This is a genomic window from Geodermatophilus amargosae (assembly GCF_900116515.1).
GTDB lineage: Bacteria > Actinomycetota > Actinomycetes > Mycobacteriales > Geodermatophilaceae > Geodermatophilus > Geodermatophilus amargosae.
Map to the genome: position 1 here is coordinate 1 of NZ_FPBA01000037.1, position 26,456 is coordinate 26,456.

The 26,456-nt window shown below is 73.5% G+C and carries 26 protein-coding genes and 2 pseudogenes; 14 read left to right on the plus strand and 14 right to left on the minus strand.

The features are described from left to right. Nucleotides 1-537: 537 nt before the first annotated feature. Nucleotides 538-717, plus strand: a complete 180-nt coding sequence (locus BM414_RS26565; protein WP_093584653.1) for a hypothetical protein — start codon at nucleotides 538-540, stop codon at nucleotides 715-717. A gap of 662 nt (nucleotides 718-1,379) precedes the next feature. Here the strand turns inward: BM414_RS26565 and BM414_RS31970 are convergent. From BM414_RS31970 to BM414_RS26580, 3 genes and pseudogenes are all read right to left on the minus strand, one after another. Then, nucleotides 1,380-1,487, minus strand: a pseudogene (locus BM414_RS31970) (tyrosine-type recombinase/integrase); the annotation flags it as partial. A gap of 44 nt (nucleotides 1,488-1,531) precedes the next feature. Continuing rightward, a pseudogene (locus BM414_RS26575) lies at nucleotides 1,532-2,185 on the minus strand (tyrosine-type recombinase/integrase); the annotation flags it as partial. Nucleotides 2,186-2,552: 367 nt separating this feature from the next. Further along, entirely contained in the window at nucleotides 2,553-2,825 is a 273-nt protein-coding gene (locus BM414_RS26580) for a hypothetical protein (protein WP_093584662.1), read from the minus strand. A gap of 987 nt (nucleotides 2,826-3,812) precedes the next feature. Between BM414_RS26580 and BM414_RS26590 the strand changes: the two genes are divergently transcribed. From BM414_RS26590 to BM414_RS26605, 4 genes are all read left to right on the plus strand, one after another. Then, nucleotides 3,813-6,002 (plus strand): MMPL family transporter, encoded by a 2,190-nt coding sequence (locus BM414_RS26590; protein WP_093584665.1) that lies wholly within the window; start codon nucleotides 3,813-3,815, stop codon nucleotides 6,000-6,002. Nucleotides 6,003-6,345: 343 nt separating this feature from the next. Beyond that, the gene (locus tag BM414_RS26595; RefSeq protein ID WP_093584668.1) at nucleotides 6,346-6,738 is read left to right on the plus strand and encodes a hypothetical protein; all 393 of its coding nucleotides are present in this window, start codon (nucleotides 6,346-6,348) and stop codon (nucleotides 6,736-6,738) included. Then, entirely contained in the window at nucleotides 6,735-7,904 is a 1,170-nt protein-coding gene (locus BM414_RS26600; protein WP_093584671.1) for a sensor histidine kinase, read from the plus strand. Before BM414_RS26595 ends, BM414_RS26600 begins: the two co-directional genes overlap by 4 nt. Beyond that, on the plus strand, nucleotides 7,901-8,563 hold the full coding sequence (locus BM414_RS26605; RefSeq protein WP_093584674.1) for a response regulator transcription factor: 663 nt from the start codon (nucleotides 7,901-7,903) through the stop codon (nucleotides 8,561-8,563). The genes BM414_RS26600 and BM414_RS26605 overlap by 4 nt, the downstream gene beginning before the upstream one ends. A 9-nt stretch (nucleotides 8,564-8,572) precedes the next feature. Here BM414_RS26605 and BM414_RS29815 read toward each other — a convergent pair whose 3' ends face one another. The 3 genes from BM414_RS29815 to BM414_RS26620 form a co-directional block, all read right to left on the minus strand. Next, nucleotides 8,573-8,848, minus strand: a complete 276-nt coding sequence (locus tag BM414_RS29815) for a hypothetical protein (protein ID WP_175551838.1) — start codon at nucleotides 8,846-8,848, stop codon at nucleotides 8,573-8,575. Nucleotides 8,849-9,325: 477 nt separating this feature from the next. Next, the gene (locus tag BM414_RS26615) at nucleotides 9,326-10,522 is read right to left on the minus strand and encodes an FAD-dependent oxidoreductase (RefSeq protein ID WP_093584677.1); all 1,197 of its coding nucleotides are present in this window, start codon (nucleotides 10,520-10,522) and stop codon (nucleotides 9,326-9,328) included. Between the two features lie 28 nt (nucleotides 10,523-10,550). Continuing rightward, nucleotides 10,551-10,844: a putative quinol monooxygenase gene (locus BM414_RS26620; protein ID WP_093584680.1), complete on the minus strand. Its 294-nt coding sequence runs from the start codon at nucleotides 10,842-10,844 to the stop codon at nucleotides 10,551-10,553. A gap of 127 nt (nucleotides 10,845-10,971) precedes the next feature. Here BM414_RS26620 and BM414_RS26625 point away from each other — a divergent pair, with 127 nt between their 5' ends. Beyond that, the gene (locus BM414_RS26625) at nucleotides 10,972-11,628 is read left to right on the plus strand and encodes a TetR/AcrR family transcriptional regulator (RefSeq protein WP_245785013.1); all 657 of its coding nucleotides are present in this window, start codon (nucleotides 10,972-10,974) and stop codon (nucleotides 11,626-11,628) included. On the opposite strand, the gene BM414_RS26630 is transcribed toward BM414_RS26625, so the two are convergent. Then, nucleotides 11,601-12,536, minus strand: a complete 936-nt coding sequence (locus BM414_RS26630; protein WP_093584686.1) for a LysR family transcriptional regulator — start codon at nucleotides 12,534-12,536, stop codon at nucleotides 11,601-11,603. The genes BM414_RS26625 and BM414_RS26630 overlap by 28 nt on opposite strands. 98 nt (nucleotides 12,537-12,634) lie before the next feature. Here BM414_RS26630 and BM414_RS26635 point away from each other — a divergent pair, with 98 nt between their 5' ends. The 7 genes from BM414_RS26635 to BM414_RS26665 are packed head-to-tail and all read left to right on the plus strand — an operon-like array spanning nucleotide 12,635 to nucleotide 18,867. After that, nucleotides 12,635-13,609, plus strand: a complete 975-nt coding sequence (locus BM414_RS26635; protein WP_217644948.1) for a fumarylacetoacetate hydrolase family protein — start codon at nucleotides 12,635-12,637, stop codon at nucleotides 13,607-13,609. 13 nt (nucleotides 13,610-13,622) lie between these two features. Then, a complete protein-coding gene (locus BM414_RS26640) occupies nucleotides 13,623-14,561 on the plus strand; it encodes a VOC family protein (RefSeq protein WP_093584692.1) in 939 nt (312 codons plus the stop codon). A 29-nt stretch (nucleotides 14,562-14,590) separates the two neighbouring features. Further along, entirely contained in the window at nucleotides 14,591-15,721 is a 1,131-nt protein-coding gene (locus BM414_RS26645; RefSeq protein WP_093584695.1) for an FAD-dependent monooxygenase, read from the plus strand. After that, entirely contained in the window at nucleotides 15,718-16,719 is a 1,002-nt protein-coding gene (locus BM414_RS26650) for an amidohydrolase family protein (RefSeq protein ID WP_093584698.1), read from the plus strand. Before BM414_RS26645 ends, BM414_RS26650 begins: the two co-directional genes overlap by 4 nt. Next, a complete protein-coding gene (locus BM414_RS26655) occupies nucleotides 16,716-17,714 on the plus strand; it encodes a cyclase family protein (RefSeq protein ID WP_245785014.1) in 999 nt (332 codons plus the stop codon). Before BM414_RS26650 ends, BM414_RS26655 begins: the two co-directional genes overlap by 4 nt. 1 nt (nucleotide 17,715) lies before the next feature. Next, a complete protein-coding gene (locus BM414_RS26660; protein WP_245785015.1) occupies nucleotides 17,716-18,669 on the plus strand; it encodes a fumarylacetoacetate hydrolase family protein in 954 nt (317 codons plus the stop codon). Between the two features lie 3 nt (nucleotides 18,670-18,672). After that, the gene (locus BM414_RS26665) at nucleotides 18,673-18,867 is read left to right on the plus strand and encodes a hypothetical protein (RefSeq protein WP_093584701.1); all 195 of its coding nucleotides are present in this window, start codon (nucleotides 18,673-18,675) and stop codon (nucleotides 18,865-18,867) included. 515 nt (nucleotides 18,868-19,382) lie between these two features. On the opposite strand, the gene BM414_RS26670 is transcribed toward BM414_RS26665, so the two are convergent. The 6 genes from BM414_RS26670 to BM414_RS29820 form a co-directional block, all read right to left on the minus strand. Further along, a complete protein-coding gene (locus tag BM414_RS26670; protein WP_093584704.1) occupies nucleotides 19,383-20,147 on the minus strand; it encodes an enoyl-CoA hydratase/isomerase family protein in 765 nt (254 codons plus the stop codon). Then, nucleotides 20,144-20,635: a nuclear transport factor 2 family protein gene (locus BM414_RS26675; RefSeq protein ID WP_093584707.1), complete on the minus strand. Its 492-nt coding sequence runs from the start codon at nucleotides 20,633-20,635 to the stop codon at nucleotides 20,144-20,146. Before BM414_RS26675 ends, BM414_RS26670 begins: the two co-directional genes overlap by 4 nt. Before the next feature lie 10 nt (nucleotides 20,636-20,645). After that, nucleotides 20,646-21,767, minus strand: coding sequence for a 3-hydroxyacyl-CoA dehydrogenase family protein (locus BM414_RS26680; protein WP_093584710.1), 1,122 nt, complete (start codon nucleotides 21,765-21,767; stop codon nucleotides 20,646-20,648). 139 nt (nucleotides 21,768-21,906) lie between these two features. Beyond that, nucleotides 21,907-22,857, minus strand: coding sequence for an alpha/beta hydrolase (locus tag BM414_RS26685; protein ID WP_093584713.1), 951 nt, complete (start codon nucleotides 22,855-22,857; stop codon nucleotides 21,907-21,909). A 109-nt stretch (nucleotides 22,858-22,966) separates the two neighbouring features. Further along, entirely contained in the window at nucleotides 22,967-23,536 is a 570-nt protein-coding gene (locus BM414_RS26690) for a MarR family winged helix-turn-helix transcriptional regulator (protein WP_093584716.1), read from the minus strand. 48 nt (nucleotides 23,537-23,584) lie between these two features. Then, entirely contained in the window at nucleotides 23,585-24,070 is a 486-nt protein-coding gene (locus BM414_RS29820) for an SbtR family transcriptional regulator (RefSeq protein ID WP_175551839.1), read from the minus strand. Between the two features lie 339 nt (nucleotides 24,071-24,409). Here BM414_RS29820 and BM414_RS26705 point away from each other — a divergent pair, with 339 nt between their 5' ends. Next, complete coding sequence (locus BM414_RS26705; protein ID WP_175551840.1) at nucleotides 24,410-25,534, plus strand: cytochrome P450; 1,125 nt, start codon at nucleotides 24,410-24,412, stop codon at nucleotides 25,532-25,534. Between the two features lie 313 nt (nucleotides 25,535-25,847). Here the strand turns inward: BM414_RS26705 and BM414_RS26710 are convergent. Beyond that, nucleotides 25,848-26,456: acetyl-CoA C-acetyltransferase (locus BM414_RS26710; protein WP_483866622.1), on the minus strand; the 609-nt coding region annotated here is incomplete at its 5' end.

Consider the following 26,456-nt stretch of genomic DNA (forward strand, 5'->3'; position numbering starts at 1 on the left):
GCCAGCGGCCGGCCGACCTCGTCGATCACCGCGGCGTGGTGCACGTCGCTGTGGGTGTCCACGCCGACGGTGACAACCCGCCGGGTGCTCGTCATGCTCGTCATGTCGTCTCCCGCTCGCACCGGTGATGGCGACGCGCGTCCGGGCGGGCCGGTCGGACAAGACAGTGATGGGCGCCTCTCGCACAGGCTCCTATGAGGTCACGGCCACCCGTCCGGACGTGCGCACGGACGCCACCGGGCACGGCCGACAGATCTCAGCCAAGACAGCCAGGCGTCGGTCAGCACTCAGGGTCAGACCGCGCCCGATGGCGCCGGGGACATCCTCACTGTCGGCTCATCGGGGCAGGTCACGCGGGCCGTTTCCGACCACCCTTGCACCGGACCCGCGCACGTTCCCTGCGGTCCGCCGTGAGGGTGGTGTTCCGCTCGCCCGCAGTGTGGTGCCTGCGCCTTGCCAAGACGGACGTGGGCAGTCGACAGTCGGCTGACACGACACCTGAGCAGCACCCGCCGCTGGCGGCAGCTGGGAGGACGGATGGCCGACTTCACCGCGACTGCCCTCAGCGAGGGCGACCACTGGGTGATCGACGTGCCGGGTGTCGGTACCACCGAGGCCGGCAGCGTCGAGGACATCGAGGAGATGACACTGGAACTGGTCGTCGCGATGACCCACGCCGCCCGCGAGGACGTGCACATCGATCTGCGCATCGTCTGACCGGCCATCACCGAGTGCGTCACTGTGGCTGGCCTGGAGATCGCCGGCGCTGTCGTGCACCTCCTCCGCCGCGGTTTCGCTGCAGAGCGAGGAGGCTGACTGGAGAAGAACCGGGGAGTGGCGCACGGCCGATCACGTGCGCTCAGCCAGCTCGGCCCCGATGTGGGTATCGCTTCCTGGGTGTCAGTAGACGTGGAGGGCATCCCCCGCAGCGACGCGGGGAAGCCACGGCTCGGGTCGCAGCCATTCCGAAGAGGACCGGTCTCGTGCCGTCCGTGCACCTCCGGAGCGGCGACTGCCGTCGCTGACACGCCCGGCTGCGGAGGAGAAGTACAGCAACAGGTACAGCAACGCGCTTCGAACGGCCGCGACTGTCGGCGGACGACAGCGCACCCTGTGAACCGCTGACCTGCACTTATGGCACTTGTGCGGATGTCGGCGAACGGCCCGAAGGTGACTGGGGGTCAACGGGCGTCGAAGGGTCACCGGCCGGGTTTGGCGCGGATCTTCACGTCACGAATGTCTTGGTGCCGTCTCCGGTCGTGTTACAGCCGATCCCCGAGACCGAGACGCCGATGGGCGTCGTGGGCGCGCTCGACGGCGGTGGAGGCGGCGTAGCGGGACAGCATGTCGTCGCTGCGCCAGCCGGCCAGCATCACCAGGTCGCGCTCCTGTCCTCCTCCAGCGAGCCACCGGTGGGCGAAGGTGTGCCGGAACCGGTGCGGGTGGACGTCGGCGACCCCGGGCTGCGCGGCGCGGGTGTGCAGCACGTCGCGGGCGCCGTCGGGGTCATCGGCCCGCGCTGGCCCAGCAGCAGCCGGGTCGAGCGGGCGTAGGGGTGCAGGGCGCGCACCCGCAGATAGCGGTCGACCGCCTGGGCGGTCCTCGCGCCGAACGGCACCACCCGGGGGCGGGAGCCCTTGCCGGTGACGTAGGCCAACTCCCGGTCCAGGTCGACGTCGGTCATCTCCAGCCCGCACAGTTCCGAGACGCGCACGCCGGTGTCGAGCAGCAGCCGCAGCACCACCTCGTCGCGGCGGCCGAGGAAGACGGCGCGGTCGAAGACGCCGGGCCGGCCGCGGCCGATCGCGCACGCCTTGAGGAGCGCGGCGATCTCGGTGTCGGTGAGGATCGGGACAGGCTTGTCGGGTGGGCCGGGGATCTCGATGCCGTCGGTGGGGGCCTTCTCCAGTTCTCCTTCAGTGACCAGCCAGCGGCAGAACCGGCGCATGCTGCGCAGCCGGGTGCCGACCGTGGAGGGCTCGCAGGTCTCCGCGAGCTCGGCCAGCCAGGCGCTGATCACGTGCCGGGTGAGCTCGTCGAGCACCGGTTCCCGGCCGCGGTCGGTCAGCCAGCGGCCGAAGTGCCGTACCGACTGGCTGTAGAGCTCGATCGTCCGCGGCGCCTGGACGGCGGCCCGCAGGTGCCGCCGGAACGACGCCAGGAGGTCCTCCAGCCGGATGGCCACGGCGGGAGGTCATCGGGCGAGTGAGCGCTGTGCTAGACCGTCGAGGACCTCACGATGACGCATCTTCGCTGGTAGGACGCCTAGCACGGCTGGGCTGGACCCGCATCGGCTCGCCCGGCATCTTCGGGGAGCGAACCACGAAAGCGCTGTTCAGAGCGGCAAAAGCCCAGGTCGCTCGTGAGCGGAAGTGGGTGGGTTATCAGGCGAGTTCTCGCGCCCGGAAGAGAGCGGAAGTGACCGGTGCCCGTGCCACGACGACCGCGGTCCACGGTAGGGGATCTGCTGCCGCCCAGGGCGATGCCGGCCCCGGTCAGCGCCTGCGAAGGACCACGACGACGGGCAACGGGGCTCGGTCGTGCCGCGGCGTCTACTGGGTGGGGTCCTCATCGGCGCGGGTCGGTGGGGCCTTGCGTCGCGCCTGGGCCGATCGCAGGGCGAGGCGGGTGAAGTAGGCCTTGCGCGCGTGCCCCGCCCGGCGCGCCCGCTCCTGGGGTGTCAGCACACCGTCGGGGTCGACCTGGCGCTCGAAGCGGTCGAGCATCGCGCGGCGTGCCGGCTCCGTCCGGGCGCTGGGATCGGCGGTCCGGGCCCACGACTCATGTGCGGCGAGCCGCGCGATGAGTGAGCGGTCGGCCGACATGGCACCGAGGGTGCGGTCGTGTCTCCAGCCGGCCTCCGGTGACGCTGCACCGTCCGCCGGGCTGGGGTCCGGAGCTGTCGGCGTTCTGCAGTTGCTCCTCCCGCGGGCACCGTTCGTCGCTGGTCATTCACTTCTCCAGTACGTGTCTGTACCGGAGGACGACTGGGGACAGCCGTCGCTGCCAGGGGCCGACCAGCGCGCTGGACCGGCGTGATCTCCCGGGAGGTAGCGGAGGCCTGCCGTGTGCGACCGATCCTGGACGGAGGGCCGGCGGTGATACGCATCCAGGACGGTGTCCAGGGCGGCGCCGAGTGCCGCGAGGTCGCGCTCGTAGACGCGGCCGTCCCCCAGCTGGCGGGCCAGCTCGTTGAGGAGCGGCGCCCAGTCCCGTCGCGTTGGCGCGATGGGCACGCGGACCTCGACCCGGCGCTCGACCACCTCGACAGCTGACCGCCCGGAGGCCGCCGCGCGGGCTTGCTCCCAGGCACGGCGCCGGCAGTTGACTGAGCACCACTTCGGGATGGGCCCTCGCAACCGAAGCGAGATGGCCCTGCCGCACCAGGCGCAGGACACTGCGGCCGCTCGTCGGTCACCGCCCTCAGGGGAGGTGCGCACCGGTGTGTCGGCCCGCGCGGACTGGGCGGCGGTGCCTCCCCGCGCGGTCTGCTCCCGACGTCGTCGTTCGGTTTCACGCCGGCGGGCTCGGTCGTCGGCGCGTCTTCCACCTGCCATGCGCTCAGCGTCCGGGTCAACCTCCGGAAACCCGTCCGACGAGTTGACGATCGCCGAATGCATGAGGTGTGTCCCCGTGGTCTCAGTGGTCTCCAGTGCCCCTGCCGAGGGGAGCTCTGTCTCGTTGATGGTGTGCGCCGACGGCCAGCTACTGCGATCGCAGTAGCCGGAGTCGGTCCTTCGAGACGACGACCTGGCCGGCGCCGGCGCCGACGCTGACAGCAGTTCCTGATGCTGCTGCCCGGAGGTCCTCCTGTGTCTGCTCTTGCTCGATGGTGTGCGCAACGGCGGTTCGTCGTCCTCGCCCTGTGGTTGCTCGCGCTCTTCGGTCTGGGTGGGGCGGTGGGCGTGGTCGGGACGACGTTCACCGACTCCACCGACCTGCCCAGCAGCGAGTCCAGCACCGCCTACGACCTCCTCGCCCAGGCCGGCGCGAACCCCGACGACGGCGAGATGACTGCCGGGAGCGTGGTCTGGCAGACCGACGGCGGCTCCGTCACCGACCCGGCCGTGGCCGCGCAGGTGCAGGACGTGCTCGCCCGGATCGCCGCCGTGCCCGGTGTCGAGTCGGTAGACAGCCCCTACGACGCGGCCGGCGCCGCACAGGTCTCGTCCGGCGGCGACATCGCCTACGCGTCGCTGACGCTGACCGAGGACGCCGACGTCGAGCAGATCACCGGGCTGGTCGACTCGCTCGACGGCCCGTCGCTGGAGGCGCTGACCGGCGGGGCCGCGTTCGCACCGGTGATCAGCGCCGGCGGCACGGCCGAGATCATCGGCGTGCTGTGCGCCCTGGTCATCCTGCTTCTGGTGTTCCGCTCGCTGTGGGCCGCTCTGCTGCCCATCATCACCGGCGTCGCCGGGGTCGGCGTGTCCGCCCTGGTCGTGCTGCTCGGCTCCAACGTCGTCGACCTGCCCAGCCAGACCCTGGCTATGGGCTCGCTGATCGGCCTCGGGGTGGGTATCGACTACGCGCTGTTCATCGTCAACCGGCACCGCAAGAGCCTGCTGGCCGGTGTCCCGCTGCACGGGTCGATCGCCCAGGCGGTGAACACCTCTGGCCGGGCCGTCGTCTTCGCCGGCGCAACCGTGATGATCGCCCTGCTCGGCATGACCATCCTCGACATCGGCATCCTCACCGGCATGGCCCTGGGGGCCACCGTCACCGTGCTGCTCACCGTCACCGCCGCGCTCACCCTGCTGCCCGCCCTCCTCGGGATGCTCGGGACGAAGGTGCTGTCCCGCCGGCAGCGGCGCGCACTGGCCGCCGGTGAGCCTGTGACGGAGTCCGGGAGCGGGGTCTGGGGGCGCTGGGCCACCGCCGTGCAGCGACGCCGCAGCCTGCTCGGCGTCGTCGCCGCAGCCCTCGTCGTCCTGCTGGCCGCGCCCGTCGCGACGATGCGGCTCGGCTCCGCCGACGACAGCAGCGACCCGACCGACTCGGTCACCCACCGGTACCACCAGGTCATGTCGGACGGGTTCGGCGACGGCTTCGCCGCGCAGCTGCTGCTGGTCGCCGAGACCCCCGACGACGCCTCCCGCGCCGCGTTCACCGACCTGGCAGGGCAGCTGTCCTCCGTCGACGACGTCACCGCGGTCAGCGCCGCGCCGCTGGCCGCCGGTCAGGAGATCGGCGTCATCACCGTGACCCCGTCCTCCACCGCCCAGGCCGAGGAGACCGCGGACCTGGTCACCGCGTTGCGCGAGACCGTCATCCCGGCCGCGGAGGCCGGCACCGATCTGCAGGTGTACGTCGGGGGCAGCACCGCCAGCGGCATCGATTTCTCCGAAGCCGTGACCTCGAAGCTGCCGGTGTACCTGGGCCTCATCGCCGTGCTCGGCTTCGTGCTGCTGGCCATCGCCTTCCGCAGCGTGCTGGTGCCCCTGGTCGGCGCGGTCACCAACCTGCTGTCCATCGCCGCCGGGCTGGGCGCCATCACCGCGATCTTCCAGTTCGGCTGGGGCTCGGAGCTGTTCGGCGTGGGCTCGGCCGCCCCTGTCGAGGGCTTCGTGTCGGTGATGATCGTCGGCATCGTCTTCGGACTGAGCATGGACTATCAGGTGTTCCTGGTTAGCCGCATGCACGAGGAGTGGACCCACAGCCGGGACACCCGCCGCGCCGTCCGGGTCGGGATGGCCGAGACCGGCCGGGTGATCGCCACCGCCGCGGCCATCATGGCCTGTGTCTTCGCGTCCTTCGGGTTCGCCGGTGGCGAGCGGATCATCGCCGAGCTCGGGGTCGGCATGGGAGCCGCGGTCCTGGTCGACGCGTTCCTGGTCCGGATGGTCCTGGTGCCGGCGGTCATGCACCGCCTCGGTGCCCGCAACTGGTGGTACCCCCGCTGGGCGGAGCGCATCACCCCCCGCGTGTCCATTGAAGCCGCGGCCCCTCCAGCCGGCCCGACGGCGACCTCGGACGAGCTTTTCACCGTCGGTGCCCGTTGACCGGGTGACGCACCACCACGCCCGACCCTGCCCGGCCCGGTCGCTCCGCGCGACCGGGCCGGGCCCATGCGAGGAACGGAGCCCGGATGAGCACCGAGCAGCACCCCGCCACGACCCGGGATGCCCTGGTCCGCGAGCTGGCCCTCGTCCACGCCCGCGCCGCGGAGTACCTGGTGCGCGTCGATCCCGTAGCAGCCCAGCAGGCCTTGCGCGGCCTCACCCGCTGCAGCGGAGCGGTGATCGACGCGGTCCGCACCGCCGGCGGCGCCCAGCCGGTCGGTCAGGTCGCCGACGCCGCGGCTCTGGCCGTCTTCCTGGGGGCTTCCGCGCCTCCGGTGGCACGGTGCGCCTCGCCGTCACCGGTCCGGAGCAGCAGCTCTCCGCAGACGCCAAGGCGGCCGTCCGGACCCTCCTCTCCGAGGTGCTGGCCGCCGTGGACGGAGCGGGCGGCCTGTCGGTCTCGCTCACCTGGTCACCGCGGTACCTGGACCTGCTCGTGGTAGTCGTCCCGCCGCGGGTCGCACGGACCGGCACGCCGGCGCGGGAGACCGCGGCCGCGCAGACCCCGGTGAGCCGGCCCGCAGGGTCGGTGACCGCGGAGGACCTCGTGCGCTCCGACGGGGCGCTGCGCGCGGCCCGTGGGACGCTGCAGGTCCAGACGCCCGCCGCCGGCGGATCCGTTGTCGCCGCAGCGCTCCCGCTACCTGCGGCGGTCGGTGCGAGGATCGGGACGTGACGCGGCCATCCCCGCACCCGCCGGAGGTCCCGCGAGCGCCGTTCTGGATGCGCCGGCCGCGAGCGCTGGAGATCAGCACTCCGTTCGTCATCACCGCCGCGCTGGCCGTCGGGGCGGCCACGCTGCCCTTCCACGGGCACCCGGTCGGCGGGATCGTCGGGCTGCTGGTCAGCGCTGCCGGCGTCGTGGCCGGCTACTGCATTCCGCTCGCCGGTCTGGTGTTGCTCGCCGCGGCGCCGCTCGTCACCGGCGCCCTGGGCGCCGACCCGGTCGTGCAGTGGCAGGTGTCGATGTTCGGGGCGTTCCTGCTCGCCCTGCGCGGCCTGTCCGGCCTGCTCACCGGCCTCGTCGTCGGCGCGGCCGACTTCCTCGCGCTGGGACTGTCGGCCGGCAGCTTCGGGCTCACCGACCCGGTCGCCTACATCGCCGGTGCCAGCGCACTGGCCGCTGCAGCCGCCGGCAGCGCCATCCGCGGCCAGCGCCAGTACTGGTCGGCACTGCAGCAGACCACCCGCGAGGCGGTGGCCGGCCGCGACGCCGCGGTGCAGCGCAGCGTCGCCGAGGAGCGGCTCCGCATCGCCCGCGACCTCCACGACACCCTCGGCCACGAGATCGCCGTCCTCGGTATGCACCTCGGCGCGGCGGAGGTGCGGCTCCCGGCGGGGGCCGATGCCTCCCGAGGGCATCTGGAGGCGGCGCGGGGCAGCGTCAAGTCGCTGCTGGCCGAGACGCAGGAGATCCTGCAGGTGTTGCGCTCCGAGCGGGACGAGGACGCGACGAGCCCGGCGGCCAGCCACACCGGCCTCCCCGATCTGGTCGAGGATCTCCGGGCGGCGGGGATGGACGTGCGAGCGCGGGTCGGCGACCTGTCGCGGGAGCTCCCGCCGCAGGTCAGCGCAGCTGTGTACCGCATCGCGCAGGAGGCGCTCACCAACGCCCAGCGACACGGCACGGGGCCGATCCGGCTGACGGTCGACGTCACCGGTTCCGCCGTCGAGGTGGAGGTGGCCAACGCCGTCGGCGATGCGACGGAGGGCGGAGGACGCGGGCTCGTCGGCATGCGTGAACGAGCCTCGGCCGCAGGCGGCCGACTCGAGGTGTCCACGGACGGCGGGCGCTTCCGCGTGCGCGCGGTGCTGCCGGTGGCGGAGGGGGCGTTGCGGTGATCCGCGTGATGCTGGTGGACGACCATGAGATGATCCGCGCCGGTCTGCGCACGATCGTCGGCGCCCACCCCGACCTCGAGGTCGTGGCCGAGGCCGCCGACGGCCTGGCAGTTCTGCGCGACCTCGAGGGCCTCGAGGTGGACGTCGTGCTCATGGACATCCGGATGCCCGGCATCGACGGCGTGGAGACCACCCGCCGCATCCGGCTCACCCGGCCGCCGGAGCAGCTGCGCATCCTGGTGCTGACCACCTTCGACCAGGACGACAACGTGCTGGCCGCGTTGCGCGCCGGCGCCGACGGGTTCCTCAGCAAGGGGGCCGGCCCGAGCGAGTTGACCGGCGCCATCGTCCAGGTCGCCGCGGGTGCCCGCGCCCTCTCGTCCGGCGCCGTCGACGCCGTCGTCGATCACGTCGTCGACCAGCGGGTCATCGCCGTCGATCCGGCGCTGGCCTCCCGGTTCACCGAGCTGACCCCTCGCGAGCGCGAGGTCGTGGGCGCGATCGTCACCGGCCTGGACAACGCCCAGATCGCCGAGCAGTTCTTCCTCTCACCGTTCACCGTCAAGACCCACGCCAACCGGGCGATGGTCAAGGTCGGAGCCCGCGACCGGGCGCAGCTGGTCACCCTGGCCATCCGCGCCGGCATCCACCCGCAGTAGCTCGCGGACCTACTGCGTCCGCAGTAGGGGCAGTGGGTCCGCCCGGACGACGACCCGCGGCCCGCCGTTCACCACGATCGACGTGTGGACAAGCCGACCGCCCGACCGCTGCTCGACCGGCTGCTGCGGGGCGACGCAGGAGCACAGTTCGCCCGGTTCGTGGCCGTCGGCGGTGTCGCCAACGTCCTGTACGGCGTCCTGTTCGTCCTGCTCGAGGGTCTCGGCAGCCAGCCGGCCAACCTCGTCGGCGCGCTGGCGTCCTCCGCCCTGGCCAACGAGCTCCACCGCCGGCTCACCTTCCGGGCCGGCGGCCGGGTGACCTGGTCGCGGGCGCAGTGGGAGGGCGGCGGGCTCGCCCTCGCCGGGATCGTGGCGACATCGGTGGCTCTCGCGCAGTACGACGCACTGGCTCCGGCCGGCGGTCCCGTGGCCCACCTGGCCGTGGTCGCCGTCGTCACCGGGGCGTTCGGACTGGCCCGCTTCGCTGCACTCCGCTGGGTCTTCGAGGTCCCGGCCCCCGCGCGGACGGCGCTCGCCGCAGGACCGGCGCCTCAGCGCAGTGGTACCGGCGTCAGCGCTCGGGTGACGGCCGGGCGCACCCCAGCCGCGTCGGTCACCGTCACGCCGACGCCGGAGACCACGTCGCCGTCGTCTCCCGTCGTGCGCCGCCCGCCACGTGGGCCGCTCCGGCGAATGGACGCTCCGGCGCGGGGTCCGGTACCTCTCGGTTGCTCGCGGCGAGCGAGGGGTGAGGGGACCTCGTCAGTCCTCGATCAGGGCGAGCTGCTGGTTGATCTCGCGCGGGTTGGAGTCGCCGGCCACCTTCTGGAGGAACGGCGTGTGGTCGAAGACGAAGTCGCGGAGCGGCCGCAGGGGCGCGGGGGCGTGGTGGAAGACCTTGCCGAGCATCCAGGCCATCTGGACCTGCTTGGCGGTGTGCGGCTTGCGCGGGTCCTCGTAGGCCTGCAGCGCCCGCGCGACGGCGGCGGCGTCGGCGAGGTCGACCCCCCGGAGCGCGACACCGAGAAAGTAGCCGTCCTCGATCGACATGCCCGCGCCGTAGGCCGCGTACGGCGAGGTGGGGTGCGCGGCGTCCCCGACGAGCGTGGCCCGCCCCTTCGACCACTGCCGGAGAGCAGGCCGGTCGCGCAGCACCCAGCGCTGCACGTCGCCCGGCTCGGTTGCGGCGACGAGTCCCGGCAGCGGGGCCGGGAACTCGGCGGCCAGTTCCCTGGCCGCCGCCTTTAGGTCGGCCGGCGCGGGCGCGTCGGGGTCGGTGGCGGTCAGCACCCACCACTGGTGGCCGTCGCGGCCGTGGTGGCGGATCGACGTCCAGCTGCCCTGCACGGTCCTGCTGTGGGTGAGGACGCACTTGTTCGGGATGGTGCCCTCGACCTCGGCGAAGGTGAACCCGCCGAAGATGTGCAGCCGGTGCTCGCGCTTGGGCGCGTCGCCCCACAGGGTGCGCCGGACGAGGGAGTCGATGCCGTCGGCGCCGACGAGCACGTCGTGCTCGGCAGTGGAGCCGTCGGCGAAGTGCAGGGTGACCGCGCGGTCGTCCTGCTCGATCCGCTCGACCTGCTGCCCGAACCGGATGACGCCGTCGGGGATGGCGGCGAGCATCCGCTCGTACAGCTCCGGCCGCAGCAGGCCGATGAAGCCGCCGCCGAACGCCTCCTGGACGTCGCGGTCGAGCTTGACGTCGACGCGCACCTTCCCGCGGACGTTGCGGAACTCCGAGTGGGTGGGTGCGCCGAGGTCGGTGGTGTCGACGCCGAGGGAGCGCAGGGCCTTCAGCGGCGGCGGCCAGAGGTTGAGGATGTTCCCGGCCGGGCGGGCCTCGCGGTAGCGCTCGTAGACGACGACGTCGTGGCCGGCCTTCAGCGCGCCGAGGGCGGCGGCCATGCCGGCCGGGCCGGCGCCGAGGACGGCGACGCGGCCGCGCGGAGAGGTGGTCATCGCAGGATCTCCTGGGTGGGCAGCCGGCTCAGGCCGGGTCGGGGACGGTGTGGAAGGACATCGAGGGCTCGCCGGCCTGCAGGCCGCCGACCGCGGCGATGAACCGCTGGGTGTGGTCGTGGGTCATGTGTGCGTCGAGTGCCGCCTGGTCGCGCCAGACCTCGACGCTGACCACGACGTCGGGGTCGTCGAGGTCGGCGGCGAAGACGTAGGAGAGGCAGCCGTCGTCGCTGCGGGTGGCGGCGGTGACGGCGCGGGCGGCGTCAACGAGCTCGTGGCGACGACCGGGGGCGGCCGTGGCGCTGCCGAGGACGATTAGCACGGGGACTCCTGGGGACTAGGACCGTAGTGCGCACTACGCTCTACTGACAGGAAGGATGTGGCCCGGCTCACCGCTGTGTCAAGGGCCACGGTCCGGGACGCGTCTCGGAGAGCGGGAGGATGACGGCGTGGGCTCACCAGCGGAGGTCTCGTCCGAGGTGCGGCCGCCGCAGCAGCGGCGCAGCCGGGAGGCGTGGCGGCGCGTGCTCGATGCCGGGGTGGCCCTGCTCGAGGACGGCGGCTACGACGCCTTCACCATCGCCGCTGTCTGCGAGCGGGCCGGCGTGGCACCGCGGGCCCTGTACGCGCGGGTCGATACCAAGGACGCGCTCCTCCTGGCCGTCTACGAGCACGGCGTGGCCCGGCTCCAGGCCGGCCAGGAGGTCTTCACCGACGAGCAGCGTTGGGCGGGGCTCGCACCGGCCGACCTGGTCCGCGCGGCGGTCGCGGAGTCCGTCGGGATCTCCCTGCGCCACGAGCGCTTCCTGAGGGCGGTCGTGCTCGTCTCGGCCTCGCACGCCGAGGTCCGCCGCCGCGGATCCCGCTACAGCCAGGCCCTCGGGGACGGCTTCGTGACGGTCGTGCTGCGGGCGCGCGAGGCGATCCGTCACTCCGACCCGGAGGCCGCCGTCCGCTCCTGCTTCGGCACCGTCTTCGCCACCTCGGTCATCCGGGTCGCCTACGGCCCCGGGTTCGCCACACCCGCGCCGGTCGACGACGACGCGTTCGTCGCCGACCTGGGGGAGACCGCCGTCCGCTACCTGCTGGCGGACGCCGTCGGCTGACCCAGCCCGGCGCCCACGCCGGTGACCACCTCGACCAGCCACCGGTGGCCCGGGTCGAGCCGGCGGCTGGGGTGCGACCACGCCGTCTCGGTGATCGGCGGCAGCTGCACCGGCAGCTCGACCACCCGCAGGTCGCGCGCGGTCAGCTCACCGGCTAGCCGCTCGTGGAAGAGCACCAGCAGTTCCGTGCCGACCACCAGCCGGTCGAGCACGCTGAAGGACTCGACCCGCACGGCGCAGTGGCGGTCGACGCCGAGTGCGGCGAGCGCGGCGTCGGCGGGGGAGGACATGAGCAGCTGCTGGAACGGCATCACCCAGCGCGCCCGCGCGACGTCCTCCAGGGACAGCCGGTCGCCGACGGCGGCGTTGCCGCGCCAGGTCGCGCAGATCCACCGGTCCCGGTAGAGCTCCACGCTCGGGACGTCGGGCAGCGCGAACAGTCCTCGCGGGACGACGAGCAGGTCGACGTCGCGCAGCAGGGCCAGGGGGTCGGTGGTCACCCGTGCGTCCAGTGACCGGAAGTCCAGGCTCGCCGACGGCGCCTCGCGGGTGACCGCCGCGACCAGCGGCGGCCCCAGGACGGCCAGCACCGAGTCCGAGCAGGCGACGACGAAACGGCGGTCCGTGGCGGCCGGGTCGAACCGCGGCTGGGCGGCGAGCACCCCCTGCAGCTGTGCCAAGGTCGCACCGAGCTGGCCCCGCAGCGCCTGCGCCAGCGGGGTGAGCTGGTACGCGCCGCCCACCCGCTCGAGCAGCTGGTCGTCGAAGTGCCGACGCAGCCGGGCCAGCGCTGCGCTGGTCCCGGGCTGGCTGAGCCCCACCCGCTCCCCGGCGCGGGTGACGTTGCGTTCCTCGAGCAGGGCGTGCAGCACCACGACCAGGTTGAGGTCGAGGCTCGGCAGCTCCACGGCGCTCCTCTGTGGTCCGGGCCATCACAGGGCTGGATGCCCGTCCATACGGATCCGTCGTTTCCGCCGGACCGGGGCGGGCGCTGATGCTAGCCAGCGTGACCCAGCTCATCGACCACGCCGGAGACTGGGCGCTCGCGCGCCTCGCCGACGGCGACCGGGTGTTCCCGGCCCTGGTGTCCCGCGACCGCGTGCTCGATCTCTGCGGATCGAGCGCCCTCGGGTCGCCCCGGGACACCGGAGACCTGCTCGACCGCTGGGACGACGTCCTGCCGGTGCTCGACGAGACAGCCCGCACGGCGGACGGCTGGCGGCCCCTGGCCGGTCTGCACGTGCTGAGCCCGGTGGAGCCGCGGCAGGTGTTCCAGGCGGGCGCGAACTACCGCACCCACGTCATCGACATCGCGGTCGCGCACGCCGACGGCTCCGACGGCCGCACCGTCGAGCAGGTCCGCGCCGACGCCGTGGCCGAGATGGACACGCGCCTGCAGCACCCGCCCTACGTCTTCCAGGGCCTGCCCAGCGCGATCTGCGGGGCTTACGACGACGTCGTCCTCCCGCTCGACGGTCAGCAGCCGGACTGGGAGCTGGAGCTCGCCGCCGTCATCGGCCGCCGCGCCCGCCGGGTGTCCCCGGACGACGCGCTCGACGTCGTCGCCGGCTGGACCATCGTCAACGACCTGACGCTGCGCGAGCGGATCTTCCGCCGGGACGCCCCGGCCCTCGGTGCCGACTGGCTGGCGGCCAAGAACTCGCCGACCTTCCTGCCCACCGGCCCGGCCCTCGTCCCGCGCACCGCCGTGCCCGACCCGTCCGACCTGCGCCTGACGCTGCGCCTCAACGGCGAGGTCATGCAGGACGAGTCCACCAAGGACATGCTCTTCGACGTCGCCCGGATCGTGGCCCACTGCTCGACGGTGGCGACCCTGCTGCCCGGGGACCTCGTGCTCACCGGGAGCCCGGCCGGCAACGGCCTCCCGCGCGGCCGGCTGCTGCGCGCCGGCGACGTCATGGACTCGACCATCACCGGCCTGGGCGCCCAGGCCAACCGTTGCATCTCTGAGCAGGACTGACAGGAGCACCACGATGACCGACCGGCTGATCACCCACCTGCGGCACGTCGACCTGGCCGTGCCGGACTTCGACAAGCAGCGCGAGTTCTACACGACCCTGTGGGGTCTCACCCCGGTCGCCGAGGAGAACGGGCTCGTCTTCCTCGCCGCCGAGGGCTCGCCGGAGCAGTACGTCGTGCGGCTGCGCAAGGACGCCGAGAAGCGCCTCGACCTCATCTCCTACGGCGCCGGGTCCCGCGAGGACGTCGACGCCCTGGCCCAGCGGCTCGGTACCGCGGGGGTGCAGCTGGTCAGCGAGCCCGACGTCCTGCAGACCGCCGGCGGCGGCTACGGCTTCCGCTTCTTCGACGTCGACGGCCGCACGATCGAGGTCTCCGCGGACGTCGCCACCCGGCAGCACCGGAGGATCGAGGAGCGCGAGGCCATCCCGGTGCGTCTGTCGCACGTCGTCATCAACTCCCCGGACCCCAACCGCACCCAGGCGTTCTACGAGCAGCACCTGGACTTCGCCCTCTCGGACTCGCTGATCCACCCCTACGCCGGCGAGCTGATGAAGTTCATGCGCTGCAACCCGCAGCACCACAGCATGGCCATCGCCAAGGGCCCGCACGTCTCGCTGCACCACGTCTCCTTCGAGATGCGCGGCCTCGACGAGTACATGCGCGGCACCGGGCGGCTGCTGCGTGCGGGCACGCGGATGGTGTGGGGCCCGGGCCGGCACATGGCCGGGGACAACACGTTCTCCTACTTCCTCGACCCGCACGGCAACACCATCGAGTACACGACCGAGCTGGAGGAGCTCGACGAGGACGCCTGGCACCCCAGCGTCTACGACGTCTCGAAGCCCGAGAACCAGGACCAGTGGGGGACGGCCAACCCGTTCGAGGAGCTCGTCGCCAAGGAGAGCTTCAACGACGTCGACCGCGGCCTGTTCGTCGCGCCGCCCGTCTGACCCGCCCGACCGGACGGAGGAGTCCTCCCATGGCAGCCGTGCAGAACGTCCTCGTGGTCGGTGGCGGTGCCGTCGGCGCCGCCACCGCCACCCTGCTCGCCGACGCCGGCGTGAGCGTCGACCTCGTCGAGATCACGCCCGACGTCACCGCCCTGGGCTCCGGGATCACGCTGCAGGGCAACGCCCTGCGGGTGCTCCGGCAGCTCGGCGTGCTCGACGAGTGCCTCGCGCTCGGCTATGCCGCGGACCAGCTGGTGATCCGGGCGCCGGACCCGGCGGGCACCGTGGTGGCCCGCGTCGCCGAGCACCGCTCCGGCGGGCCCGACCTGCCTGCCAGCATGGGCATGTACCGCCCCGACCTGGCCCGCGTCCTCGTGGGCCGGGCCGAGCGGGCCGGGGTGGAGGTCCGGTTCTCCACGACGCTGCAGGAGCTGACGCAGGACGACTCCGGCGTCGACGTCCGGTTCACCGACGGCTCCACCGGCCGCTACGACCTCGTCGTCGGCGCCGACGGGCTGCGCTCCTGGACACGCCGCCTGCTCGACGTCCCGCTGGAGACCCGCTCGGTCGGCATGGGCATCTGGCGGGTGTTCGCCCCGCGGCCGGCCGAGGTGGTCAGCTCCGAGGCCGTCTACGGCGGCCCCTGCTACATCGCCGGCTACACCCCGACGTCGGAGGAGTCCCTGTACGCGTTCCTCGTCGAGGACGCGCAGGACCGCACCACCGTCACCGACGAGGAGAAGCTCGCCATCGTCCGCAGGCTGGCCGGCGCCTACGGCGGCCCGTGGCGGGAGATCCTCGCCTCGATCGACGACCCCTCGGCGATCCACTACACATGGTTCGAGGAGCACCTGCTCGACGCGCCGTGGCACCGCGGCCGGGTCGTGTTGGTCGGCGACGCCGTGCACACCTGCCCGCCGACCCTCGCCCAGGGCGCGGCGTTGGGCCTGGAGGACGCCGCCGTCCTCGCCGAGGTCCTCACCGGCGCGGACGACCTCGACGACGACCTGCTCGCCGGCTTCGCCGCGCGCCGGCTGCCGCGGGTGCGCGAGGTCGTCGAGGCATCGCTGCAGCTCGCCCGCTGGCAGCTCGCGCACGAGCAGGGCGACGTGCCCGCGCTCATGGGGCGAATCGCGCAGCTCACGAGCGCGCCCGCATGAGCACCCCCGCCATCGACGTCCACGCGCACGTGGCCGTCCCCGCCGTCGACGCGCTGCTGGAGGGGGAGCCCGGCCTGGCCCGGCAGCGCGGCGTCGACGCCGCCACGCTGGGGCCGGAGTCGCTGGCCTACAACATGCGGCACATCGCCGAGCTCGCGCCGCGGCTGACCGACCCCGGCCTGCGGCTGGCCGCGATGGACGCCGCCCGGGTCGACGTGCAGGCGGTCAGCGCCACCCCGCTGCCGCACGCCTGGGCCGACCGCGACCTCGCCGCGCGGATCGTGGCCACCACCAACGAGGGCGTCGTCGCCGCCTGCGGGCAGCAGCCCGACCGGCTGCTGCCGATCGGGACCGTGTCGCTGCAGCACCCCGACCTCGCGGTCGGTCAGCTGCAGACGGCGGTGCGCGACCTCGGCATGCTTGGGGTGCAGATCTCGACCGCGGCCGGCCCGGGACGCGAGCTCGACGACCCCTCGCTCGCCGACTTCTGGGCCGCCGCCGAGGAGCTCGACACCGCCGTGTTCATCCACCCGTGGGGCTGCACGCTCGGCGAGCGCCTGAACGCCTACTACCTGTTCAACTCCGTGGGCAACCCGACCGAGACGGCGCTGGCGCTGTCCCGGATTGTCTTCTCCGGTCTGCTCGAGCGCCACCCCGGCCTGCGGATCTGGTCCGCGCACGGCGGCGGGTACCTGCCGAGCTACGTCACCCGCGCCGACCACGCCTGGGCCGCCCGCGGCGACGCCCGCACCACCGAAGCACCGCCGTCGGAACTGCTGCGCCGCACCTGGGTCGACTCGCTCGTCTACGCCCCCGAGCAGCTGCGCCACCTGGTCTCGGTCATGGGCGCGAGCCAGGTGACCCTCGGCAGCGACTACCCCTTCGACATGGGCGTCGAGGACCCCGTCGACCGCCTCGAGGCGGCCGGGTTCGACGCCGCCACCACCGACGCCATCCGCGGCGGCAACGCCGCCCGACTCCTGGGACTGGACCTGTGAACGGATACGACATCACCGCCGAGTTCGGCGAGGACCCCGAGGCCGCGATCGCGGACTCCGCGAAGCGCTTCGGCAACTGGAACCGGTGGGGTGCCGACGACGCGCTCGGCACGGTCAACCACCTCGACGCCGCCACCCGCGCCGCCGCCGCCGCGCTGGTCCGCCGGGGCGACTCCTTCAGCCTCTCGCTGCCCTTCGACACCGACGGTCCCCAGTTCGGCTGGAAGCGCCGGGTGAACCCGGTACACACCATGACGTCCACCGGCATGGAGACCGCCGAGCAGATGGGGCTGCCGCACGGCCTCTCCGTCGCCGACGACGTCGTCTTCATGCCGCTGCAGTGCTCGACGCAGTGGGACGGTCTCGGGCACGTCTTCGACCACGGAGTGGCGTGGAACGGCCGGGTCGCCCGCGAGGTGGTGACCGGCGAGGGCGACCAGGTCACCGGCATCGAGAACCTGGCCGCGCCGGTGGTCGGCCGCGGTGTGCTGCTCGACGTCGGCCGGGCTCTCGGCGAGGACGGGGAGCTGCCCGACGGTTGCCCGATCACCAGCGCAGACCTGGAGGAGACGATCCGCCGTCAGGGGGACAGCTCGCAGGTCCGCCGAGGCGACATCGTGCTGGTGCGCACCGGTCAGCTGACCCGGGTCCGCCGGCGGCTGGCCGCCGGCGAGGGCTGGGGCGGCTACGCGGGCGGGCCCGCCCCGGGCCTGTCGTTCGAGACGGCCGGCTGGCTGCAGGGCACCGAGATCGCCGCCGTGGCCACCGACACCTGGGGCGTGGAGGTCCGGCCCAACGAGTGGCCGGGCGCCATGCAGCCGCTGCACCAGGTGGCGCTGCCGCACATCGGCCTGCTGCTGGGGGAGATGTGGGACCTGGACGCCCTGGCCGCCGACTGCGCCACCGACGGGGTCTACGAGTTCTTCCTCTCCGCGCAGCCGCTGCCCTTCACCCACGCCGTCGGCTCCCCGGTCAATCCCGTGGCGGTGAAGTGAGGTGCGGCTGACCACCCTGCTCACCCCGGACGGCCCGCGCGTCGGCGTCCTCGACGGCTCCATGACCGACGGCGTCGTCCGGCTGCTGGACGCCGGCCCGACGCTGCTCGACGTGATCCGGGGCGGCGAGGAGGCGCTCGCCGACGCCGCCCGGCAGGCGGCCCGCTCCGCGGAGGTCCTGGAGCTCGGGCAGGCGGCCATCGGGCCGCTGCTGGACCCGCCGAGCGTCCGGGACTTCCTCACCTACGAGGCGCACCTCGCCGAGCTCACCGGGGCGCCGCCGCCGGACGAGTGGTACGAGATGCCGCTGTTCTACTTCTCCAACCCGGCCTCGGTCGTCGCCCCCTTCGGCGACGTGCGGATGCCGCCCTACGTCACGCAGTACGACTACGAGCTCGAGGTGGCCGCCGTCGTCGGGCGGGCCGGGTCGGACCTGACGTCGGAGCAGGCGTCCGGGCACATCGTCGGCTACACCCTGTTCAACGACTGGTCGGCCCGCGACCTGCAGGTGCACGAGTTCCGCTTCCCCATGGGGCCGTCGAAGTCCAAGGACGCCGCGATCACCCTCGGCCCCTGGCTGGTGACGGCCGACGAGGTCGCCGACCGCGTCGTGGACGGCCGTCTCGCGCTGCGCACCGAGGTGCGGCTTAACGGCGAGCGCGTCGGCGGCGACCTCACGTCCAACATGGCCTGGTCCTTCGCCGAGCTGGTCGCCCACGCCTCCCGGGGCACCGTCGTCCGTCCCGGCGACGTCCTCGGGTCGGGCACCTGCGGCACCGGCTGCCTCGCCGAGATCAAGCGGACGCAGCCCGACACCGCCCCGGACTGGCTGCGGGTCGGCGACGTCGTCCGCATGGAGGTCGAGGAGCTCGGGTCCATCGAGAACCGCCTCGTGCCCGGACCCGACCCGCTGCCGGTCCCGCGCGGCCGCCGCCGCATCCACCGGGAGGACTGAGACGTGCAGCTGCAGGACACCGTCACCGTGGTCACCGGTGCGGGCAGCGGCGTCGGCGCCGCACTCGCCGCGCAGCGGGTCGCTGACGAGATCGGTGGCACCACCGCCGTCATCCACGAGGCCGTCACCGGCCCCGTGGACCGGATGCTGACCGAGCCGGTGCTCCGGATCTCGGTGCACCTCCGGGGAATCCGGTAACGGCGCCGGTCAACCCGTAGCCAGGGCACGCACCCGGCCGGCGATGGGATCCGCGACTCCCGCCGGCTGGTTGGCCCTTGGATTGTGGCCACACGGCCACGTCACGAGCCGGTCGGCGCGGGCGGCCATGGCGCGCTGCCGCTCGGGGTGCACCACCCGGTCCGCCGCACGGACGGCGGAGGACGAGGCCACGCCCCGCCAGTCGATCGCGTCCGGCTCACCGACTCGCCTCCCTCCAGCGGGAACGCGGCGACGAACACCAGCTCGCGGACCAGCGGATGGGTGCCGGCAGCCCTGGCCACAGCGCCGCCGTAGGAGTGCGCGACCAGCACGGACGGCCGGACGGCCGGGGGCGTCCAGGGCGTCGTGCGTCGCCGCGACGTCGGCGGCGAGGTCGGTGAGCGGCAGCCCGACGGCGACGCCGTCCACGCCGCGCCCGGTGAGCTCCCCGCGCACGGCGTCCCAGCACCACGCGATGTGCCAGAGGCCGTGCGCGTGCCAGACCGCCGGGGCGGTCATCCCCAGCGGGGCGCGCGCTTCTCGGCGAACGCCGTCCGTCCCTCGACGTGGTCGGGGTGCGCGGCCGCCTCGCCCTGGTGGCGGGCCTCGATCGCCAGCGCCGCCTCGAAGGACACCTCACACACCGCCCGGAACTGGCGCTTGGTGAGGGCGAGGGCGAGGGCGGGGCCGGAGGCGAGCTCGCGGGCGAGCTCGTGGGCCCGGTCGGCGAGGGCGTCGGCCGGGAGGACCTCGTCGAGCAGCCCGAGGTCCAGCGCCTCGGCCGCGCGGACCGTGCGGCCGGTGGCCGCCAGCCGGAACGCCCGGGTGTAGCCGAGCTCGCGGACGAGGTACCAGGAGGCGGCGGTGTCCGGCACCAGCCCGACCTTGGAGAACGCGCACGAGAAGGACGCGGTGTCCGACGCCAGGCGCTGGTCGCAGGCCAGCGCCAGCCCGAACCCGGCGCCGACGGCCAGGCCGTTGACCGCCGCGACGACCGGCTTGGGCATGCCGGCGATGGCCTGCGCGATCGGGTTGTAGGAGCCGGCGACGGTCTCGTCGGCGTGCTCGAGCTCCTCGACGGCGGCGAGGTCCTGCCCGACGCAGAACGCCCGGCCGGTGCCGGTGAGCACCACGGCGCGGACACCGGTGTCGGCGGCGACAGCGCGCAGCGCACCGATGAGCTCCCAGCGGGTGGCCCGGTCCAGGGCGTTGAGCTTGTCCGGCCGGGTGAGCGTGACGGTCGCGACGGCGCCGTCCCGGGTGGTGTCGACGGCGCTCATGCGGTGCCTCCGGGGCCGTACTGCTCGGCGTCGGGGTGGATCGTGCTGCGCTCGGCGCCGGGCACCGAGTAGCCGCGCTCGGCGTAGGGGAAGCCGTCGAGCTCGGTGGTCTGCGGGCGCATCTGGTAGTAGCTGCGGATCTCGCGGATGAGTCCGTCCCGGCCGGTGAACCACTCGGCGCCGCGGGTGGCGACCCGCTCGGTCGCGCCCTCGGGCAGCCACCACATCGTCCACTCGATGACCGCCTGCTCCGGGGTGGCGCAGATGCTGTCGACCACCCAGCGGGCCTGCAGCATGACGGTGACCTTGCGCCAGTAGCGGGCCAGGTGCTCAGCGCCCTCGACAGGCTTCGAGCCGGCGTTGGGAGCCAGGAACCAGTGCACGACGTCGGGGTGCAGCGTCTGCAGCATCAGGTCGACGTCGCCGGCGCTGCAGCCGTCGTAGTAGCGGCTGATCAGTGCGGTCCAGGTCGCGGTGGGGTCGGTCACGCCCGTCCTCTCAGTAGCTGTGGAAGCCGGCGCCGGTCTTGCGGCCGAGCCGCCCGGCGGCGAGCAGGTCGGTCAGGGCGGCGGCGGGGCGGATGCGCGGGTCGTCCTCGACGGCGGCCATCGACTCCAGCGCGGCCACGGTGACGTCGACGCCGATGAGGTCGACCAGCGCCAGCGGCCCCATGGGGTGCCCGGCGCCGGTGCGCAGGAGGTCGTCGACGTCCTCAGCGGGCGTGCCCTGCTCGTGCAGCCGCACCGCGTCGTTGAGGAACGGGATCAGCAGCCGGTTGACGACGAACCCGCGGGAGTCCGCGCACGTGACCGGCGTCTTGCCGAGGTCGCGGGCCCAGGCACCCGCGGTGGTCCGCAGCCCCGCGGCGTCCGGCACGTCGTCGGGGACGACGACCTCCACGAGTTGCATCACCTGGGCGGGGTTGAAGAAGTGCAGGGCCAGTACCGGCCGGCCGGAGGTCACCGACGGACGCAGGTCGCCGACGCGGAAGGACGAGGTGTTGGTCGCCAGCGGCAGCGACGGCGGCAGGGCGGCATCGACCGCCCCGAGGACGGCGGCCTTGACGGCGAGGTCCTCGGCGACCGCCTCGACGACGACGTCGGAGCCGGCCAGGTCGGCCGCGTCGTGCGTGACCGACACCCGGCCGAGCACCTCGGCGCGGGCGGCCTCGTCGAGCCGGCCGCGGGAGACGGCGCGGTCGAGGCTCTTCCCCAGCGTGCCGAGCAGTCGGGCGCCCGACGCCTCCGAGCGGGACAGCACCCGGACCGGCCGGCCGCTGCGGGCGACCGCCTCGACGATGCCGCCCGCCATGTGCCCGGTGCCCAGGACGCCGACCGGGCCGGTCCAGCCATCGTCGGCGGGCGCGGCCGTCGGGCCGGACGCCGGCGCCTCCGGGAGCGCACCGGGCAGGCCGAGGCTGTTGCGCCGGTCGGGATCGAGGGACGCCAGGACCTCGAACGGGCCGGCGGGGTGGCCGGCGCCCAGGCGCATCGCGATGTCGACGTCGGCCTGCGAGGCGGTTCCCCGCCCCGCGAGCAGGACGGCGTCGCGCAGGAGGCCGGAGAGCACCTCGAGCGCGGCCGAGGACGGGGGAGCGGCCACGGCGGCGGACGACGTCACGCAGGACCCCCGGAGAACGGCGCGCCGGGTCCCTGGTGACCGGCGCCACTGCGGTGCCGAGTCTGCTCAGGACGCGGGAGGAGCGGAAATGACTCCTGCCCATGCGCGGTCATCCGCGGCGCCGATGGCCGCGGGCTCCTCAGGAGAGGTGCTCGATCAGGTGACCGCGCACCAGGTCCGCGAGCTCCCGCACCGCGGCCTCGTCCTGCTCCCTCGAGCTCTGGGGGAAGCCGTGGTCGACCCCGGCGATGCAGTGGTAGGACACCGGGACGCCCATGCTCCGTGCCTTCTCGACGAAGCGCTCGTCCTGGGCGCGGATGGAATCCTGCTCGGCGGACACCACGAGCAGGGGCGGGAGGGCCGCCATCCCCTCCCCGGCCAGCAGCGGGGACGCCAGCGGGTCCGTCCGGCCCGCGGCGTCGGCGAAGTAGTGCGCGTGGGAGATCCGGACCAGGCGGGGACCCACGAAGGGGCGGTGGGGCCGGCCGGTCGACGGCGGCAGGGGGGAGGTGTACGCCTCAGGCGGGATCGTCTGGTCGACGGAGGGGACGACCAGGACTGCCGCGCGCGGTGCCGGGTCGCCACCGCGCCGGGCCAGCTCGAGCGCGCCGAGCGTGAGGTTGCCCCCTGCGCTGATGCCCCCGATGGAGACGCGTGTGGCGTCCCAGCCCATGGCGTCCCCGGAGCGCTGCACCCAGCGCAGGACGTCGTAGCACTCCTCGTGGGCCCGGGGGAAGCGGGCGTTCGCACCCGCGGAGTAGTCGACGTTGACCACCGTGGCACCGACCTCGCCGGCGATGCCGCGGACCAGGTGGTCGTCCTGCTGAGGCGCCCCGAGCAGGAAGGCGCCGCCGTGGATGTGGACGTGGACGGGCGGGGCGGCGGCTCCCGCGGCGAGCGGCGCACCGGCGGCGGCCCGGGTGACGAGGCACCGCACGTCGCCGTGGCGGGTCGGGACCTGGACGGCCTCCGCTGGGGCGACGTCCCGGCTGGTGAGCGACAGGGACGGCGGCCTGACGAGGCGGGTGGCGACCGTGGAGAGGAACCGGGCGAACAGGGCGTCGGCGAGCCGGGTCGGGACGGAGGTCATGCGGTGTGCCTCTCTGCGGGAGTCGTGGCGGGTTGCTCCGGTGGACGCGCCGTCGGGGGCGTCCCGGTGGAGCCTCGGCGGCTCCTGCACGGAACCGGGAGGTCCCCCCTCACATCACGGCCGACCGCCCGTCACGCGGTGCACCAGCCCGTCCGGCCGGTGCGACCGGCGGGACCGAGGGTTCGGACTCCCCGTCGTAGCGGCTGTAGGTCGCGGCCATGACCCCCGGGGGGTCCAACCTGGCCAGGAGGGCGTCACCGATCGCCGCGAGCTGGTCGAGCTGTTCGTCGGTGAGGGCGTCGACGACGTGGTGGCGCACCGTGGCCACGTGGCCGGGCGCCGCTTGCTGCACCTTCGCCCATCCCGCCTCGGTGAGGCGGGCATTGGTGGCCCGACGGTCCTCGGGACAGGCGCAGCGCTCCACGAGGCCACGGCCCTCGAGGCGTGACACGACGTGCGAGAGCCGCGGGAGCGTGGCGGCGGTCCGCCGTGCCACCTCGGTCATGCGCAGGGTCCGACCCGGTGTCTCGGACAGCATCGCCAGGACGTGGTACTCGAACTCGTTGACGTCGGCGTCGCGACGGATCTGCGCGTCCAGAGCGGTGGGGAGCAGCTCGAGCACCGCCCGGAAGCGGACCCACGCACGCAGCTGCCGCCGGTCCAGCCAGGGAGCGTCCATGGCCACCTCCTCGGCGCGAGAACTTGCTGAGGCAACCATTCTGACACATCAGAGGTTGTTGCTACAACATTCCTTGAGTCTGACTACCGCGACGGGATCGTCGGGCCGGGCCCCGCCGTCGCGAACGGACGCCGTCGTCGCCGGTGCCGGCATTGCCGTGGGGGAGTCCCGGTGGGCGGACGGTCCGTCCAGGAGGAGTGTTGCGTGACGCTCGCGGGCCCCGGGGTCGCCGGGAGCACCGATCCGGCTGGTCAGGGTCAAGGCGATCATCAGGTCGAGGGACGTGACGTCGGGACGCAGTGCCCCCGCCGTCTGGGCGCGCGCGACCCACTCGTCGAACAGCGGGTCGAGCCGCGCACGTTGTCGGTCGAGCCGCCGGTGGCCGTGGCCCGCTGCGGTGAGGACCTGGGTCAGGCCACGGTCGTTCGCCATCCGGTACACGCTCCACAGGACGAGGTCGCGCAGGCCCGTCCAGGTCGGTGTCGACCCGTCGGACCCGGCGGCGCTGCTCGAGGCCTCGGTCGGCAGCTCCACGACCGTCTTCGGCTGGTCGGCCGCCGTCCTCGCCGCCGGTGCGGTGCTCAGTGCGCCGCTGCTCCCGCACGGAGCGGTCGAGCGCGACCCCGACGCAGCGCCTGTCCTCGCCCACTGGCCCGGCCCCGGACGAGTGCGCTGACCGATCGGTGAGCGCGCTCGTCGCGGCGATCCGGAGCGTCGGGACACAGCGCGGGACGGCGACGGCGTCGCACGTAAACAAACGGTTGTGTTTTGCGTCATGGCCGCTAGCCTCCCCACATGACGGAGCACGCGGACCCCAGCAGTCGAGCCCGGCCCGCCGACTGGGCGCCGAGGGAAGCCGGTGGAGGCCGGTCCGTGCGGCGTCTGGCCGAGTACCAGCGCCTGCGCGAGGAGTGCCCGGTCGCCTGGTCCGACGAGCACGGCGGCTACTGGTCGCTGACCCGCTATGCCGACGTCCGCGAGGCGGCCCGCCAGCCGCGCACCTTCGCCTCCGGGGCGCCGATCATCGCGTGGCCCGACTTCGACAACCAGATCCCCATCTCGCTCAACCCCCCCGAGCACGCCACGTACCGTCGGCTGCTGAACCGGTACGTCTCGAAGGACGCCATGGCGCGCCTGGAGCCGACGATCCGGGCATTCGTCGTCGAGGACCTCGATCCCCTGCTCGCAGCGGGCGAAGGCGACATCGTCACGGGCCTGTGCCAGCCGTTGCCGGCCCGGGCACTCGCCGCTCTGCTGAACCTGCCCGACTCCGCCCACGTCGAGTTCGTCGAGCAGTTCCGCGGCTTCGAGCGGGTGGGCTGGGACCCCGAGAAGATCAACGCCGTGATCGGGCAGATGTTCGAGTCGGCCGTCTCGGAGGTCGTCGCGGAGCGGAGGGCCCGGCCACTGGACCCGGAGACCGACATGCTCAGCGGCGTCCTGGCGGCGGAGATCGACGGTCAGCCGCTGAGCGAGGAGACGGTGGTCCACATCGGCGTCCAGATGTTCGTGGCGGGACACGCCACCACCGCTGACGCCCTCGCCACGACGATGTACCGACTGGCGACGAACCCGGACATCCAGATGGAACTGCGTCGACGTCCGGAGAAGATCCCGACCGCGGTCGAGGAGTTCCTCCGCATCGAGACCCCGCTGCAGTCGATCGCCCGCACCGCCGTGCACGACGTCGAGCTGCACGGTCGCACGATCCGGGCCGGCGACCGCGTGGCGCTCCACTACGCGGCGGCAGACCTCGATCCGGAGACCTTCGAGCACCCGAGCGCCTGTATCATCGAGAGGTCACCGAACCCGCACCTGGCGTTCGGCGCCGGCGCCCACCTGTGCTACGGAGCACCCCTGGCCCGCCTGGAGATGCGGCTGGCGATGGAGGAGATCCTGGCCCGGACCTCGGAGATCCGCCTCGCGGGAGCGGGCACGGAGACCTCCGGGCTCATGCGTGGGTTCACCAGCCTGCCGCTGCGGTTCTCGACCCCTTGAGTCACCGGGCGGACTCCCGGCGACCCGGGGTGCAGGGGTGTCCCGGACCTGGCACGGACGACGCCCCCTCGGTGCGGGGCCGGACGGAGACGGGCGGACGCGCTCCTCGGTTGCGACGTCGGCATGACGTCGAGCACGGGAGTGGCGCAGCCCGGTGCGCAGGGGCTCGACCCGATCGGGCCAGGAGTCGTGGGCGGTTCCCCCGTCCTGCGCCTGGCGGGCCTGCCGGCGCACGGGCGTAGCGCCGGTCACCGGGAGCGAGAACGTCTCACCGACCGCCCGCAGGTGCGGGCGCCGAGCGCCTCGGCAGGGGTCACTTCCCGGGCACGTGCAGGATCAGCGCGTCACCCTGGCCGCCACCGCCGCACAGCGCGGCGGCACCGACGCCGCCACCGCGGCGGCGCAGCTCCAGCGCGACGTCGAGCACGACGCGGGCGCCGCTCATGCCGATCGGGTGGCCGAGCGCGATGGCGCCGCCGTTGGGGTTGACCTTCTCCGGGTCGATCCCGAGCTCGCGCGTCGAGACGATCGCGACCGCAGCGAAGGCCTCGTTGAACTCGACGAGGTCGAGCTCCTTGGGGTCGATGCCCTCCCGCTCGCACGCCCGCTGCACCGCGCGCGAGGGCTGGCTCTGCAGGGTGGCGTCCGGGCCGGCCACGACGCCGTGGGCGCCGATCTCGGCGATCGGGGTGATGCCCAGCTCGGCGGCCTTCTCGGCGCTCATCACCACGACCGCGCACGCGCCGTCGGAGATCTGCGAGGCGGTACCGGCGGTGATGGTGCCGTCCTTGGCGAAGGCCGGCTTCAGCCTCGCCAGCGTCTCGACCGTGGTGTCGGCGCGCACGCCCTCGTCCTCGCGGAACTCGATCGGGTCGCCCTTGCGCTGCGGGATGAGCACCGGGGTGATCGCCTCGTCGAAGAT

Coding starts and splice junctions, on each gene's coding strand:
- BM414_RS26580 (WP_093584662.1), bottom strand. CDS start 2,825: ATGTCGGCCGACCGCTCACTCATCGCGCGGCTCGCCGCACATGAGTCG.
- BM414_RS26685 (WP_093584713.1), bottom strand. CDS start 22,857: ATGACCTCCGTCCCGACCCGGCTCGCCGACGCCCTGTTCGCCCGGTTC.
- BM414_RS26615 (WP_093584677.1), bottom strand. CDS start 10,522: ATGACCACCTCTCCGCGCGGCCGCGTCGCCGTCCTCGGCGCCGGCCCG.
- BM414_RS26645 (WP_093584695.1), top strand. CDS start 14,591: ATGGCAGCCGTGCAGAACGTCCTCGTGGTCGGTGGCGGTGCCGTCGGC.
- BM414_RS26670 (WP_093584704.1), bottom strand. CDS start 20,147: ATGAGCGCCGTCGACACCACCCGGGACGGCGCCGTCGCGACCGTCACG.
- BM414_RS26565 (WP_093584653.1), top strand. CDS start 538: ATGGCCGACTTCACCGCGACTGCCCTCAGCGAGGGCGACCACTGGGTG.
- BM414_RS26640 (WP_093584692.1), top strand. CDS start 13,623: ATGACCGACCGGCTGATCACCCACCTGCGGCACGTCGACCTGGCCGTG.
- BM414_RS26690 (WP_093584716.1), bottom strand. CDS start 23,536: ATGGACGCTCCCTGGCTGGACCGGCGGCAGCTGCGTGCGTGGGTCCGC.
- BM414_RS26650 (WP_093584698.1), top strand. CDS start 15,718: ATGAGCACCCCCGCCATCGACGTCCACGCGCACGTGGCCGTCCCCGCC.